At 69.2% G+C, this 14,883-nt stretch carries 15 protein-coding genes; 14 read left to right on the top strand and 1 reads right to left on the bottom strand.

Annotation, left to right across the window (positions count from 1 at the left end; translation table 11 throughout):
- The first annotated feature begins 23 nt into the window (after positions 1 to 23).
- The 4 genes from HRC28_RS03610 to HRC28_RS25740 all read left to right on the top strand — a co-directional run bounded on the left by HRC28_RS03610 (position 24) and on the right by HRC28_RS25740 (position 3,874).
- Positions 24 to 719 carry a TetR/AcrR family transcriptional regulator gene (locus tag HRC28_RS03610; protein WP_182378825.1) on the top strand — a complete coding sequence of 232 codons (696 nt, stop codon included), beginning with the start codon at positions 24 to 26 and terminating at the stop codon, positions 717 to 719.
- A complete protein-coding gene (locus HRC28_RS03605) occupies positions 716 to 1,366 on the top strand; it encodes a class II aldolase/adducin family protein (RefSeq protein WP_182378824.1) in 651 nt (216 codons plus the stop codon). Before HRC28_RS03610 ends, HRC28_RS03605 begins: the two co-directional genes overlap by 4 nt.
- Positions 1,363 to 2,298 carry a sugar kinase gene (locus HRC28_RS03600; RefSeq protein WP_237111684.1) on the top strand — a complete coding sequence of 312 codons (936 nt, stop codon included), beginning with the start codon at positions 1,363 to 1,365 and terminating at the stop codon, positions 2,296 to 2,298. The genes HRC28_RS03605 and HRC28_RS03600 overlap by 4 nt, the downstream gene beginning before the upstream one ends.
- A gap of 139 nt (positions 2,299 to 2,437) precedes the next feature.
- Positions 2,438 to 3,874 carry a fatty acid desaturase gene (locus HRC28_RS25740; protein WP_182378823.1) on the top strand — a complete coding sequence of 479 codons (1,437 nt, stop codon included), beginning with the start codon at positions 2,438 to 2,440 and terminating at the stop codon, positions 3,872 to 3,874.
- A gap of 40 nt (positions 3,875 to 3,914) precedes the next feature.
- On the opposite strand, the gene HRC28_RS03590 is transcribed toward HRC28_RS25740, so the two are convergent.
- Positions 3,915 to 5,147 carry a helix-turn-helix domain-containing protein gene (locus HRC28_RS03590; RefSeq protein ID WP_182378822.1) on the bottom strand — a complete coding sequence of 411 codons (1,233 nt, stop codon included), beginning with the start codon at positions 5,145 to 5,147 and terminating at the stop codon, positions 3,915 to 3,917.
- A gap of 244 nt (positions 5,148 to 5,391) precedes the next feature.
- On the opposite strand from HRC28_RS03590, the gene HRC28_RS03585 reads away from it, so the two are divergent.
- From HRC28_RS03585 to HRC28_RS03540, 10 genes are read left to right on the top strand one after another with little or no spacing between them, the layout of a single operon-like run.
- Positions 5,392 to 6,150 (top strand): ABC transporter permease, encoded by a 759-nt coding sequence (locus HRC28_RS03585; RefSeq protein WP_202033353.1) that lies wholly within the window; start codon positions 5,392 to 5,394, stop codon positions 6,148 to 6,150.
- A 1-nt stretch (position 6,151) separates the two neighbouring features.
- A complete protein-coding gene (locus tag HRC28_RS03580) occupies positions 6,152 to 6,991 on the top strand; it encodes an ABC transporter permease (RefSeq protein ID WP_182378821.1) in 840 nt (279 codons plus the stop codon).
- Between the two features lie 7 nt (positions 6,992 to 6,998).
- The gene (locus HRC28_RS03575; protein ID WP_182378820.1) at positions 6,999 to 8,183 is read left to right on the top strand and encodes an MCE family protein; all 1,185 of its coding nucleotides are present in this window, start codon (positions 6,999 to 7,001) and stop codon (positions 8,181 to 8,183) included.
- Complete coding sequence (locus tag HRC28_RS03570; protein WP_182378819.1) at positions 8,180 to 9,244, top strand: MlaD family protein; 1,065 nt, start codon at positions 8,180 to 8,182, stop codon at positions 9,242 to 9,244. The genes HRC28_RS03575 and HRC28_RS03570 overlap by 4 nt, the downstream gene beginning before the upstream one ends.
- Positions 9,241 to 10,233, top strand: coding sequence for an MCE family protein (locus HRC28_RS03565; protein ID WP_182378818.1), 993 nt, complete (start codon positions 9,241 to 9,243; stop codon positions 10,231 to 10,233). Before HRC28_RS03570 ends, HRC28_RS03565 begins: the two co-directional genes overlap by 4 nt.
- On the top strand, positions 10,230 to 11,363 hold the full coding sequence (locus HRC28_RS03560) for an MCE family protein (protein WP_182378817.1): 1,134 nt from the start codon (positions 10,230 to 10,232) through the stop codon (positions 11,361 to 11,363). The genes HRC28_RS03565 and HRC28_RS03560 overlap by 4 nt, the downstream gene beginning before the upstream one ends.
- Positions 11,360 to 12,574, top strand: coding sequence for an MCE family protein (locus tag HRC28_RS03555; protein ID WP_182378816.1), 1,215 nt, complete (start codon positions 11,360 to 11,362; stop codon positions 12,572 to 12,574). The genes HRC28_RS03560 and HRC28_RS03555 overlap by 4 nt, the downstream gene beginning before the upstream one ends.
- Positions 12,574 to 13,908, top strand: coding sequence for an MCE family protein (locus HRC28_RS03550; RefSeq protein WP_182378815.1), 1,335 nt, complete (start codon positions 12,574 to 12,576; stop codon positions 13,906 to 13,908). The genes HRC28_RS03555 and HRC28_RS03550 overlap by 1 nt, the downstream gene beginning before the upstream one ends.
- Positions 13,869 to 14,411, top strand: coding sequence for a hypothetical protein (locus tag HRC28_RS03545; protein ID WP_182378814.1), 543 nt, complete (start codon positions 13,869 to 13,871; stop codon positions 14,409 to 14,411). Before HRC28_RS03550 ends, HRC28_RS03545 begins: the two co-directional genes overlap by 40 nt.
- Positions 14,408 to 14,881, top strand: a complete 474-nt coding sequence (locus HRC28_RS03540; protein WP_182378813.1) for a hypothetical protein — start codon at positions 14,408 to 14,410, stop codon at positions 14,879 to 14,881. Before HRC28_RS03545 ends, HRC28_RS03540 begins: the two co-directional genes overlap by 4 nt.
- Positions 14,882 to 14,883: the final 2 nt, after the last annotated feature.

Below are 14,883 nucleotides of genomic sequence, written 5' to 3'. Positions count from 1 at the left end.
GGTTCAGAGGCTACACTGCGTCCATGCCGCCGTCCATCACTTCCGGCCCCGCCGTGCCCGTCGACGGGTCAACGACGGAGCGGCCGTCCAGTGCCGTCCCCAGTCGCCGCCGCATGCCCACCCAGGCGCGGTCGCGCGAGCGGGTGGAGCGGATCCTGGACGCCACCGCCGGGCTGGTCCTCGTCGACGGCATCGACGGACTGACCACACGAGCCATCGCGGACGCCGCCGAACTTCCCGTCGCCTCGCTCTACCAGTACTTCTCCGACAAGGAGGCCGTGCTGCTCGCACTGTGCGAGCGCGACATGGCCGAGATGGACGACCAGGTGGCCAGCGACCTCGCGGCCGTTCCCGACCTGACCGTCGCCACGCTCGTCGACACCTCGATGCGCGCGTTCGTGTCCGTCTATCACCGCCGCCCGGCGTTCATGCAGATCTGGATGCGCGGGCGCACCAACAACGCGATCTACGACTACGGACGCCACCACAACAAGCGGATCGCGGAGAACCTGCTCGCCGTGGCGACCGGCTCCGGGCTGGTCGACGCAGGTGACTTCAGCGCGGCCGAACTGACCGCGATCGCCGAACTGGCCGTCGAGGTGGGCGACCGCGCCTTCCAGCTGGCCTTCGAGCGCGACCCGCGCGGCGACAACTTCCTCATCGACCAGGCCATCGAGCTGGTGACCGGCTACCTCGCGCGCATCGCGAGCGACCGGTGACCCTCGCCGGTCTCCGGGCCTCGGTTGCCGAGGCATCGCGCCGGCTCGCGGAGGCAGGCCTGCTCATCGGCACCGCCGGCAACGTCAGCGCCCGGTCCGGCGACCTGGTCGCCGTCACCGCCACCGGCGTGACGCTCGGTGGCTGCACCGCCGACGACGTGACCGTCGTCGACCTCGCCGGACGCGTGGTCGAGGGCAACCTGGCTCCCACGTCCGAGCTCGCCCTCCACCTGGGCGTCTACGGCGACTGTCCGGCCGGGGCCGTCGTCCACACCCACGCGCCCTTCGCCACCGCCCTTGCGTGTGTCCTGGACGAACTGCCGGTGCTCCACTACCAACAGCTCGCCCTCGGCGGCGCGATCCGGGTGGCGTCGTACGCGACCTTCGGGACGCCGGCCATCGCCGACCACGTCCGTGAGGCCCTCGCCGGGCGGAGCGCAGCACTGCTCGCGAACCACGGCTCGGTCGCGATCGGCGACACGCTCGGCAAGGCCGTCGAGAACGCACTGCTCCTCGAATGGCTGTGCCAGCTGCACCACCGGGCCAGCGCCCTCGGCGAGCCACGCGTGCTCACCGAGGAGCAGCAGCTGGACGTCATCCGGGTCGCGATCGAGCGCAATTACGGCACCACCCAGGAGAACCGATGAGCTCACCCACCGCCCCCATGACTGTCGCCGCGGTCGGCGTCCACGTCCTCGACACCCACGTCCTCGGCATCGAGTCGATCCCGGCGGGCTCCGACGGACAACTCGTCGAGACCATCCGGATGTCCCCGGCCGGCACCGCCGGCGGCACGGCGGTGATCCTGAGTCGCCTCGGTGCCGCGGTGAAGTCGTACGGCGCCGTCGGCACCGATCCCGTCGGCGACACCCTGCTCGCGCTGCTCGCCCGCGAAGGCGTCGACACCTCCGGGCTCGTCCGCAAGGCGGAGGCCCAGACGTCGGCCTCGGTACTGCCCGTGCGGCCGAACGGCGACCGGCCGGCCTGGCACTGCATCGGAGCCAACGGTTCGTTCACGCTCGAGGACCTGCCGGGCGACGTACTCGACGGGGTGACGCACCTGCACCTCGGCGGACCGGAGTTCCTCGGTGGCGACGCCGCCGGCGAACTCCTCGCCCGGGCACGCGGACTGGGGATCACCACGTCGGTCGACATCCTGGCGCCGGGCGACCCCGACATGCTGGCGTGGATCGCGGCCGCCCTGCCGCACACCGACTACCTGCTGCCCAACGACGAGCAGGTACTCGGCTTCACCGGTGCGACCTCGCTGGCCGACGGCGCCCGCGCCCTGCTCGACCTCGGCGCCCGCTGCGTCGCGGTGACCCAGGGCGCTCGCGGGGCGCTGGTCGTCACCACCGAGGGAGTGGCCGAGGTTCCGGCGTACTCCATCGAGGTCGTCGACACGACCGGCTGCGGCGACGCGTTCTCTGCCGGCTTCCTGCGTGGCCTGTCCCTCGGCCAGACGCCGACCGAGGCCGCGGCACTGGGTTGCGCGACCGCCGCGCAGGTGGCCCAGGGCGTCGGGACCGACGCGGGTTCGTACGACCTGGCTGCCGTGCAGGCCTTCCAGACCGCTTGACCGACACCCCGGGCCCTTTGTGCAGGCCGCCAACGCCCACCACCAACGTTGTGCGAACGGCCTGAGATGACGACCCCGCTCCGGTGACACCTTGGAGGGCATACGGCGACTGGCCGTCGCCCGATCCAAGGAGGTCCCGATGACGAAGGTCGAAACTGCCACCGGCGCAGCGAAGCGGTGGAAGGACAAGAAGCGTTACCTGTGGATGCTGGGGCTCGTGGTCCCCACGCTGCCGCTGGCGGCCATCGCGTTGCACAGGGCCACGGACCAGGGCTTCTGGCTCTGGATGACGCCGGTCGTGTTCTTCGCGGTCATCCCGCTCCTCGACCTGGTCACCGGGTACGACGACACGAACCCGCCCGACGACGTGATCGACGCGCTCGAGAACGACAAGTACTACCGCTGGGTGACCTACCTGTACCTGCCGGTGCAGTACATCGGCTTCATCCTGGCGATCTACTACCTCGCCACCGCCGACCTGTCCGTCATCGCCAGGATCGGGCTCGCCATCTCGATCGGCACCGTCGGCGGCGTCGCGATCAACACCGCCCACGAGCTGGGCCACAAGCGTGAGTCGGTGGAGCGCTGGGCGTCCAAGATCGCCCTCGCGCAGACCTTCTACGGCCACTTCTTCATCGAGCACAACCGGGGCCACCACGTCCGCGTCGCCACCCCCGAGGACCCCGCCAGCTCGCGGATGGGCGAGAGCGTCTACCGGTTCCTGCCGCGCACCGTCCGCGGCTCGCTGACGAGCGCGTGGCACCTCGAGGCCAAGCGCTACCAGCGCAAGGGCACGCACCCGTTCCACCTCGGCAACGACGTCCTCAACGCCTGGCTGATGACCGTCGTCCTGTGGGGTGGCCTGATGCTCTGGCTCGGTCTCGCGTACGACGTCAACCCGCTCGCGCTGCTCCCCTACCTCGTCCTCCAGGCCGTCATGGGCTTCTCGCTGCTCGAGGTCGTCAACTACATGGAGCACTACGGCATGCTGCGCGCGAAGGTCGGCCCGCCGGAGCGGCAGCGCTTCGAGCGGGTCCAGCCGAGCCACTCGTGGAACTCCAACAACGTCGCCACGAACGTGCTGCTCTACCACCTGCAGCGCCACAGCGACCACCACGCGAACCCGACCCGTCGCTACCAGACGCTGCGCGACTTCAAGGACGCCCCGGTCCTGCCCACCGGTTACACCGGCATGATCGTCGTCGCGATGTTCCCGCCGCTGTTCCGCTCGATGATGGACAAGCGCGTGGTCGCCCACTACGACGGCGACATCCGCCACGCGAACCTGCTGCCGAGCAAGCGCGAGAAGCTGCTGCGGAAATACCCCGCGCCGATCGCGGTCGTGGAGGAGGTCCTCGAGGACACCTCGGCCCACACGTTCAACGAGGAAGTTCTCGCCGCGAAGTGCCCCGGCTGCAACTACACCTACGACGTCGAGATCGGCAACGCGCTCGAGGGCTTCGCCGCCGGCACCGCCTGGAAGGACATCCCCGACGACTGGTGCTGCCCTGACTGCGGCGTCCGCGAGAAGGTCGACTTCGTTCCGGTCGCGCCGAGCTCCCGAGTCGGTGCGTGATGCGAGTCGATGGCCAACGACTACTTCGAGGGCTGACGCGTCAGCGGTGGAACAGTTCGTGATGGCGCAGGGCGATGGAGAGCTGGGGGCTCAGCTTCGCGACCGGGCGCCCCAGCATCTCCTCGGCCTGGCCGAGGCGGTAGCGGATCGTGTTGCGATGCACGACCAGGAGGCGGGAGGCCTCCTCGGCGCTGCCGCCACAGTCGAGGTACGCCGACAAGGTCTCCCTGATGCGCTGGGTGCCCTCGTCCTCACCGGTGAGCGGGCCGAGTTGGCGGGCGACGAAGCGGTCGACGTCGGGCGTGCAACCGAGCAGGACCGGGAGTTCGACATCGGTGTAGAGGGTCAGCCAGGTGGGACCGTCGGGGGTCGCCACCCGCAGGGCACCGAGTGCTTCGCGATGGCTGGCGGCGAACCCGGCGATGCCGGTCGTCGAGGATCCGATGCCGACCGCGATGCTCTCGTGCGCGAGGTCCGAGGGGGCCGACGGCGCCGACAGGGGCGTGAGGTCCGGTGCGTCGCGGGTGCCGAGCCACATCCACAACTGTCGCCCGCCCGGCTTGACCACGAGCGGGTTGGCCGCGCCGATCTGGCGGGCCAGGTCCAGGGCGAGGGGTTCGAGGGAACCGGCTCGCTCCGGGTCGGTCACTGACAGCACGAAAGCCGTGTGGTGCACGGAGATCGGGTACCCACCCAACGCGCTGGACGCCTCACGCGGGTCGTCGAGTTCGCCGGCCAGAACCGCACGCACCGATTCGTAGCGTTGCGCGGCTGCGCCGGCCAGCACCCGGCTGCGCACTGCCTGGTAGACGTCGATCGAGGCCGTGATGGAACTGTCGAGCCAGACCCCCGCACGGTTCCAGAAGTAGATGAGCAACTCGGCGTGGTCGACCTCGCCGGAGGGCGCTTCGGCGATGACCTCGCGGGCGTAGCCCCACACCTCCTGCTGGGCGACCCGGTAGAACCGGATCAGGATCTCCAGGGGCACCTGGCGGTCGGCGACGTCAGCAGCGAGCCGATGGGCCGAGTCGACGAGACGGAAGTGCTGCTCCGGCTTGGGCAGGTCGGCGAGGAACGCCATCCAGTGGTCGCGCACCGTCACCCGGATGCTCTCACCGAGCCCCTCGATCTCACCGACCTCGGGGATCTCGGTCAGGATCGCGCCGCTCACCCGGTCCACCCACGCGGAGACCTGCGCGAGCTTGGCCTGCTCCGCGACGTACGCGAGCAACCACGGCGCGAGGTCGGATGACGCGGACTCGCTGGACACCATGTGCGCCACCGTAGTCACCCCGAGGGCCCTTTGTGCAGAGGGACAACCGGCCGTGCGTTCTTTGGTCGACAACCACGAGCGCAGTGACGCACGCCACCTGTCAGATGGACCCCATGCCCGCACCGACCTTCGCCACCAGCAACGAGTACGCCGCATGACGCTCGCGCCGGTCAAGGAACGCCAGGGCCCCGACGGCATGACGCCCGAGGCCCGCCAGATCGCTCGCGAAGCGGTGCGCTCGTCGATGCCGTTCAAGACGCTCGGCACCTTCGGTGCGTTCTACAGCTTTGTCGGGACCGTCTTCAAGCAGATGTTCACGCGCAAGTTCCACTTCCGCGAGTTCATCTCGCAGGCCTGGTTCATCACCAACGTGTCCTTCTGGCCGGCGCTGCTGGTGTCGATTCCGTTCTGCGTCGTGATCATCTTCCAGGTCAACCAGCTGCTGATCCAGATCGGTGCGGTGGATCTCGCCGGCGCCGGTGCCGCGGTGGCGGTGGTGCGCGAGATCGGGCCGATCGTCTCAGTGCTCGTCGTCGCTGGTGCCGGTGCGACCGCCATCTGCGCCGACCTCGGGTCGCGCAAGATCCGCGAGGAGATCGACGCGATGGTCACTCTCGGCATCGACCCGATCGAACGACTCGTCGTCCCCCGGGTGCTGGCCTCGACCCTGGTCGGTGTCGCCCTGAACGGGATGGTCACCGTGGTCGGCCTGGTCGGCGGGTACTTCTTCTCCGTCGTCCTCCAGGGCGCCACCCCGGGCCTCTATCTCTCCGACCTGACCCTGCTGGTCGGGCTGCCCGACTTCCTCGCCTCCGAGGCGAAGGCGGCGGTCTTCGGGATGCTCGCCGGCCTGACCGCCTGCTACCTCGGCCTCAACGCCAAGGGCGGACCCAAGGGCGTCGGTGAGGCCGTCAACCAGACCGTCGTCTTCGCCTTCATGCTCCTGTTCGCCGCCAACAGCGTGATCTCCGCGCTGTTCCTCCAGATCAAGCTCGGAGCCTGACATGGCCACGATCAATCGCGCCGAGGTCTCCCGCCACCTCGCCAAGCCGACCGGTGCGCTGCGCGAACTCGGCGACCAGCTGGCGTTCCACGGCAGCGCCTACTCCCACATGCCGCGGACCCTCAGGCACTACCCGAAGGAGATTGTCCGCCTCCTCGCCGAAGTGGCGCTCGGCTCTGGTGCGCTCGCGTTGATCGGCGGCACGGTGCTGGTCATCGGGTTCCTGACGGCGGCCTCGGGCATCGAGGTCGGGCTGCAGGCCTACACGTCCTTCGACAACATCGGCGTCTCGACGCTGTCCGGGTTCTTCTCGGCGTACTTCAACACCCGCGAGGTGGCGCCGATCATCGCGGGCATCGCGCTCACCGCGACCGTCGGTGCGGGTTTCACCGCGCAGATCGGTGCCATGCGCGTCTCGGAGGAGATCGATGCCCTCGAGGTGATGGCGGTCCCGCCGGTCCCCTACCTGGTGACGACCCGGATCATCGCGGGACTCATTGCCGTCGTACCGCTCTTCGCGATCGCGCTGATGATGTGCTGGCTGGCGACGTACCTGGTCGTCACGGTCGGGTACGACCAGCCGCCGGGCACCTATCAGCACTACTTCGACACGTTCCTGGTCCCCAGCGACATCTTCTTGGCGATGGTGAAGGTGATCCTGATGGCGCTCGTGATCGTCTCGATCTGCTGCTACCACGGCTTCCGCGCATCGGGCGGCCCTGCCGGTGTGGGTGCCGCGGTCGGCAAGGCCGTCCGGTCCGCCCTGATCTGCACCATGTTCATCGACCTCATCTTCGCGATCGCCATCTGGGGCGGTCCGTCGGTGCACATCGCGGGGTGAGGCGGCCATGACGACAACCCATTCCCACAAGATCGACCGTCAGGTCGTCTTCGGTTTCCTGTTCATTGCCCTGATCGCGTTGATGATCGCGGGCACCATCGCCAAGTACCGCGGGGCGTTCGAGCGCAACGTGCTGGTGTCGGTCGAGGCCGACCGCGCCGGACTCACCCTCGCCTCGGGTGCACCGATCAAGCTGCGCGGCGTCGAGATCGGCCGGGTCGCCGAGATCCACACCGACGGGTCGAAGGTGACGATCGACCTCGAGATCGACTCCGACAAGGTCGACCAGGTGCCGGCCGACGTGACGGCGCAGATCGTCCCGCCGACGGCGTTCGGTGCGAAGTACGTCCAGCTCACGCCCCCTACTCCTGACACCGGGGAGACGATCAAGGCCGGCGCGGTCATCCCCGCCGACCGGGTCACGGTCGAGGTCGACGAGGCCTTCGAGAACCTCACCGCCGTGCTCGCCGTGGCACGCCCGGCCGACGTGAACTCGGCGCTGACCGCCGTCGCCGGTGCCGTCGACGAGCGGGGCGAACTGATCGGTGATCTGATCACCCAGACCGATACCTACCTGCGCTCGTTCAACCCGTCGCTGCGCACCCTCAGCGCCGACCTCCGCGCAGCCGACGACGTCCTCGACGTCTACGAACTCGCCCGGCCCGACCTGGTCAGCGCGTTCAGCCAGACCGGCACCATCTCGCGCACGGTGGTGCGCCAGCAGGCGTCACTGCGCGCCCTCGAGCGCAGCCTGACCGGCTTCAGCGACGAGACCGACGTCCTGCTGCGCAGCTCCGAGAAGGGTCTGGTGACCTCGTTGCGCCTGCTCCAGCCGGTGGCCGATGTCCTGGAGCGCTACTCGCCCGAGCTGCCCTGCACCGTGCTCGGTCTGGCCAATGCCAACAAGCTCGCCGAGGCCGCCGTCGGTGGCACCCACCCCGGCGTCACCACCATCACCCGTCTGATCCCGGGTCGCGATCCCTACACGTACGGCGAGAACCTGCCCCAGCAGGGCGACACCACCGGACCCATCTGTTACGGGCTGCCGTACATCGACGCCGCCGAAGCGGAGAAGGAACCGCCCTCGTTGCTGACCGGTGCCAATCCGTACGTCGGCCCGCAGCCGACGCCCGACCAGGCCGCCCTCGACACCCTGCTCGGCCTGCTCAAGGGAGGGGCGCAGCTGCCATGAAGCGCGCGAATCGACTCAGTCCGGAACGACGGCGCCAACGTGGCGACCTGATCAAGTTCGGCGCCTTCCTCGCGATGGCTGCTGCCTTCACGCTGTGGGTTGCCGCAGTGACCGGCGAGTACCGCCCCGGCGACCGCACCGACTACCGGGCCGTGTTCAACGACGTGTCCGGCCTCGCGGTCGGTGACGAGGTGCGGATCGCGGGTGTCGACATCGGCAAGGTCCGCGACATCGACGTCCAGCCCGACAACACGGTGATCGTCAGCTTCGACGTCAAGGACGACCAGGCGCTGACGACGGCCACGAAGGCGACCATCCAGTACCGCAACCTGATCGGCGACCGCGTCGTCCAGCTCACCCAGGACACCACTACGTCGGGGGCCGGCGCCGAGACGCTGGCGAAGGGCGCCACCATCCCCGCCACACAGACCGCTTCAGCGCTCGACCTCGACACCCTGCTCAACGGCTTCAAGCCGCTGTTCGCCGGACTCAGCCCCACCCAGGTCAACGAGCTCTCCGGCCAGCTGATCCAGGTGCTCCAGGGCCAGCAGTCGGCCGTGGCCACCCTCGTCCAGCACGTCGGGTCATTCACCACCACGATCGGCAACCGCGAGGAGTTGATCGGGCAGGTGATCCGCAACCTCAACGACGTGCTCGGCACCGTCGACGAACGCAAGGACACCGTCGGCCTGCTGCTCGACCGGGCCGACATCCTGCTGACCGGACTCGACAAGCAGGACACCCAGGTCCTCAACGCCGCCGCGAAGATCGACCAGTTCGCGGTGGAGACGTCGACCCTGCTCAGCCAGGCCCGCGGTGACGTCCGCACGGACCTCACCCGCCTGGCGACCGCGGCCCGCGGTATCAACAGCGAGTCCGCGACGCTCCAGACGGTGTTGCAGAAGCTGCCCGGCCACTACCGGACGATCCAGAACTCCGCGTCCTACGGCAACTTCTTCAACTTCTTCCTCTGCGGCGTCCGGGTCCAGACCGGACTCGACGGGGTCACCCCCATCACGACGCCGTGGATCTACTCCGACGCCCCGAGGTGCAAAAGATGAGCCGCGCTCCCAGCCCTGACCGGATGGCCGCCCGCGGCCTGATCGGCACCCTCGTGCTGGTGCTGGTCGTGCTCGCTGCGCTCAACATCAACCGACTGCCGCTGATCGGCAACAATGACGTCCTGCACGTGCAGTTCGCCGAGGCCGGCGGGCTCAAGGGCGGCGACTCCGTGATGATCTCCGGTGCCGAGGTCGGCAAGGTGCGCGACGTGCGCATCGACGGCGAACACGTCGTCGCTGACGTCGTGATCACCGACAGCGACGTCACCCTCGGCGATCTGACCGAGGCCCGCATCATCACGGTCACCCTGCTCGGTCGGGCTGCCGTCGAACTCGAACCCCGAGGCAGCGGCAACCTCGGCGCCGACGATTCCATCCCGGTCGAGCGGACCTCGTCGCCGTACAACCTGACAGCGACGCTGAACGAGCTCACCGAGACCAGCGCAGAGATCGACAAGCCTCAGCTCGCGGCGGCCCTCGACCAGGCCTCGCAGACGCTGAGCGCCACCAGCCCCGACCTCGGCCCCGCGCTCGAGGGCATCACGGCGCTGTCGTCGGCGGTCTCCTCGAACGACGACGAGCTCCGCTCGCTGGTCGACCGGGCCGACCGGGTCACCGGCGTCCTGGCCAGCCGCGACGAGCAGATCGCCTCGCTGCTCGGGTCCGGCAACTCGCTGCTCACCGAGCTGGACGAGCGGCAGGCCGTCGTGGTCAGCCTGCTGTCCAGCGCCCGCGAACTGGCCACCCAGTTGCGCCTGATGCTCAAGGACACCGACGACGTGCTGACCCCGGCACTCAAGGAACTCGACGGCGTGGTCGACGTACTCAACAAGAACAAGGACAACCTGCAGCAGAGCATCACCGGGCTGCGCGGCTACGCGACCGCCTTCGGTGAGGCGATCTCCAGCGGTCCCTGGTTCGACGCCTACATCCAGAACCTGACGTCGCCCTCGACGCTGGTCCCGATCCTGTCCGGAGTGCAGCCATGACCACGCGTGCAAAGAGCCGTCTGAAGGCGCTGCGCAGCGGCCGCGGCCTCGTCACGGCGCTGGTCGTCGTCGCCCTCGTCGGCGGCATCCTGTTGTGGACCCGCGACACAACCAGCACTGTCGTCCAGGCGCGTTTCACCAGTGCCGAAGGGCTGAACGTCGGCGACGACGTCAAGGTGCTCGGCGTCCGGGTCGGTGAGATCGCGGAGATCGAGAACGACGACGAGGGCGTCCTGGTGACCCTGGAGGTGGACGCCGACCAGCCGATCCCGGCCGACGCGCACGCAGCGATCGTGTCGCCCAGCCTCGTCAGTGGCCGGTTCGTCCAGTTCGACCCGGTCTACACCGGCGGCGACCGGATGCAGGACGGCGACGTCGTCGACCTGGACCGCACCGCGGTGCCGGTGACCTTCGACGACGTGAAGCAGCAGCTCACCGACCTCGCCACGACCCTCGGCCCCGACGAGGGCAAGAAGTCCGGACCTCTCGCCGTCGCCATCACCTCCCTCGAGAACGCGCTGGAGAACGGCAACTCGACGCAACTGCGGACCTCCATCACCGAACTCCGGGGCGCCGCGACGGCGTTGTCCGACGGACGGTCGGACCTGTTCAGCACCATCGAGAACCTGAACACGTTCACCCGCAACCTGGCCCTCAACGACGCAGCCGTGCGCGGGTTCACCACCGAACTGGATGACGTGAGCGCCGTACTGGCCAGCAACAAGACGAACCTCAGCGGGGCGATCAAGGACCTCGCGACGGTGCTGGCGGCGACCGAGACGTACTTCAAGAAGCACGGCGGGCAGTTGACGTCCTCGATCACTGATCTCAACACCCTGGCGGCGACGCTGGCCGACCGCTCCAACGAACTCGCCGGCGTCCTTCACGTCGCGCCGCACTCGCTGATCGGCCTGCACAACGTGATCCAGGACCAGGCGATCACCGGCCGGGCGACGGCCACCAACTTCGACAGCGTGTCCCAGTTGCTCTGCGGCGCCCTGCTCGGTGCCGGCGGCACCAGCGAGGACTGCATCAAGGCACTGGATCCGTTGATGGGCCTGCTCGGCGTGCTGCCCGGCGGCGACACCGGCGGCCTGCCGCTGGTCGGCGGAACGGGAGGGACCGAATGAGCACCCCCAGCAGGAACCGACTGCGCCGGGCGTTGCCCGCCGTCGTACTGGCTGCCCTGGTCAGCTCCGGCTGCGCGATCCAGCCCAACGACAACACGCTGCCCGGCCAGGTGGCCGTCGGCGAGGACGGCTACACGGTCGAGGTGCACTTCGACCAGATCGAGAACCTGGTGCCGAACTCGACGGTCCTCAAGGACAACGTCGTCATCGGCACGGTCGCGAAGATCGAGGTCCAGGACTGGGAGGCCGTCGTCGAGATGCGCCTGCTCAAGAGCGTGGAGCTCCCCGCGAACGTCGTGTTCGCCGTCGGGCAGAAGACCCTCCTCGGTGCCCAGTACGTCGACGTGTCGATCCCCGGCGCAGCCGATGGTGCGCTCCAGGACGGCGACGTGATCGGCGTCGAACAGACCGGCACCTACCCCGCGACCGAGCAGGTGCTCGGCGCCGTCGCGCTGTTGCTCAACAACGGTGGTCTCTCGCAGATCAGCACCATCACGGGCGAGCTCTCGACCGCGCTGCGGGACCGGGTGCCGGACACGAAGGGCCTGATCCGTCGGGCGAACGACCTGCTCGCCGTACTCGACGCGAACCGTGGGCAGATCGTCTCCGCACTCGAGTCGCTGGACCAACTCACGGCCGGCCTGAAGGACGACCGCTCGGCGATTGCCACCGCGATCGACGAGATCTCGCCCGGGCTCCAGGCGCTCGAGGAGGAGCGCGCCCGTCTGGTCAAGGCGGTCACGACAACGGGGCGGACCGGCGATCGTGCGGTGCGGGTCATCCGCGCCAGCGAGACCGCGCTGCTCGCCAACCTCGACTCGCTCGGCCCGATCCTGGCCAACCTCGGCAAGGCCAGCGAGACGCTTCCCGAAGCGCTGAAGCTCGGCCTCACCATCCCGTTCCCGGTGATGACCACCGGCAATGCGATCAAGGGTGACTACGCCAACCTGTTCGCCACCCTCGACCTGCGGTCGGGCAGCCTGGTCGACAGCTGGCTCGGTGGCATGCCCCCCGCTCTGCAGGCGGGCGACCCGGTGCAGGACCCGCTGGCTCCGCCCGCCGCGGACACGACGGACCAACCGGCCGACACCCCGGCCGACACTCCGGCCGACGGCGACAAGGCCGGTGTCCCTGCACCTCCGGCACCTGCCCCTGCTCCCGCCCCGGCACCCAAGCCCGGCTGCCTGCTCCGCTTGCTAGGACTCTGCTGATGCTGCTGACACCCCTGATCAAGCGCCAACTGCGCATCTTCGCCGTCCTCGCGTCGATCGCCCTGGGCCTGGCCTTCTTCAACTACGCCAAGGTCCCGGCGATGGTCGGCATCGGCGTGTACGACGTCACGGTCGACTTCGCCGACGCGAGCGGGCTCTACCCGAAGGCCTCGGTCACGTACCGCGGCGTCCGGGTCGGGCTGGTCTCGGACCTGGTGGTGCGCGACAACGGCGCCGTGGCCACGCTGCGCATCGACAACGGCACCGAGATCCCCGCGGGGTCCAAGGCCGAACTGCACAGCACGTCAGCCATCGGTGAGCAGTACGTCGACCTGGTGCCACCCGCCGATGCGAAGGGCAAGGGCCCGTTCCTCTCCCACGACGACCAGATCCCGCGCGACCGGGCGATCGAGATGCCCCAGATCACGCCCGTCCTGGACTCGGTGAACCGGCTGCTCGAATCGGTGCCGAAGCAGGAGACCCAGCGCGTCCTCAACCAGATCGACGACGGTCTCGGTGGCTCCGGACCCGAACTCAACGAACTCGTCTCCTCGGCGGGATCGTTGCTGACCGAGGCGCAGTCCCAGATCGACGCCACGACATCCCTGATCGCGGTCCTCGAGCCCGTGCTCGGCACGCAGCAGGACCTCGGCCCCTCGACCCGGGCCTACGCCGGCAACCTCAACGAGGTGACCGCCGCACTCGCCAAGGACAACAGCGCCGACCTCCGGGCCCTGCTGAAGTCCGCGCCCGGCGGGCTCGACGCGGCAACGAAGACCGTCACCGACCTCCAGCCGGTGTTGCCGATGCTGCTCGCCAACCTCACCACCAACGCACAGGTCCTCAACACCTACCTGCCGGAGATCCGGCAGACCCTGGTGGTCTACCCGGCCACCATCGCGCGCGTGCAGTCCGCGGTGAACCCGCGCGCTGCCCAGGGCGACGTCCAACTCGACCTGCGGGCCGCGTTCAACAACCCGCCGTCCTGCCTGAAGGGCTACCTGCCGCCCCAGCAGCGGCGCAGTCCGCGGGTGACCGAGACCCGTCCGGTCGACCGTCTGGCGCACTGCGACATCGCGCCCGACAACCCGACCGCCATCCGGGGTGCCCGCAACCTGCCGTGCCCGCAGGGCGGCGACCGGGGACCGCTCCCGGCGGACTGCGGACTGACCTTCCGTGGCGGCGTGTGGCCGGACTCCAGCGGAACCGTGGCCTACGACCTGGCCGTCGGCCGGGGCAACGACCCCTCGGCGCTCGACCTGGCCGACGGTGACAACACTGAAGGAGACGACCTGTGGAAGATCCTCGTTCTGGCCCCACTGGCGGCACGCTGATGTCGCGGCTCACCCCACCCATGACCTGGCGCTCCGGCGCCGTGCTCCTGGTCGTCGCACTGCTGCTCGCGTTCTCGGCACAGCGCGCCCTCGCCTGGCAGGAGGAGCGGTCCCGCGTCTCGGACGAGAAGGCCGCGTCCGCTGCCGCGAGCGCCGAGGTGGAGGGTCTGATCGACATCAGCGGCTCGACCTCCGAGGCCGACATGGCGCGGCTGCTCGACGGCGCCACCGCCGGCTTCCGCAGCGAACTCGAAGCCCAGGCCGACCGGCTGAAGAAGGCGCTGTCGGACAACGCAGTGAAGGCCACCGGCGAGGCCGTGTCGACCGGCGTCGCCAAGCTCGCCGACGACCGGGCCACGGTGATCGTCGCGGCCATCGGCACGGTCGAGAACAAGTCGACCAAGCCCAAGGGGAGGGCCGAGCCCCGCAACTACCGGTTGCAGGTGGACCTGCAGAAGACCGATGGCACGTGGCTCGTGTCGGGACTGGAGTTCGTCGCATGAGCGCGCGCATCCGACTCATCGCCGCCGTCGCGTTGACCCTTGCCCTGGCCGCCGCGGCCTTCACCGGCCTGCAGGCACACCGGGCGACGGCGACGGCCGACGCCCGCAGTGATGCCCTGGCCGCCGCGAAGACGCGGGTGCCCGAGTTGCTGAGCTACGAGAACGCCACCCTCGAGGACGACCTCGCCACGGCACTCGACCAGACCACCGGCGCCTTCACCGACGACTACCGCACGATCCTCACCGACGTCGTCACGCCGACCGCCACCGAGCGCAAGATCAGCACGTCTGCTTCGGTCAGCGCCGCGGGCGTCGTGTCGGGCGGCCGGGACGAGGTCGTCGTACTCCTGTTCCTGACGCAGTCCACGACAGCGGCCAAGGCCGGGACGTCGGTCTCCGGCAGCCGGGTCGAGGTCACCATGGCGCGCGACGGTGACACCTGGAAGATCGCCGGCCTGAAGCCGCTCTGACC

The sequence above is a fragment of the Nocardioides sp. WS12 genome (assembly GCF_014108865.1).
In the GTDB taxonomy this organism is placed as follows: domain Bacteria; phylum Actinomycetota; class Actinomycetes; order Propionibacteriales; family Nocardioidaceae; genus Nocardioides.
This window is presented reverse-complemented; position numbering and strand designations above follow the sequence as displayed.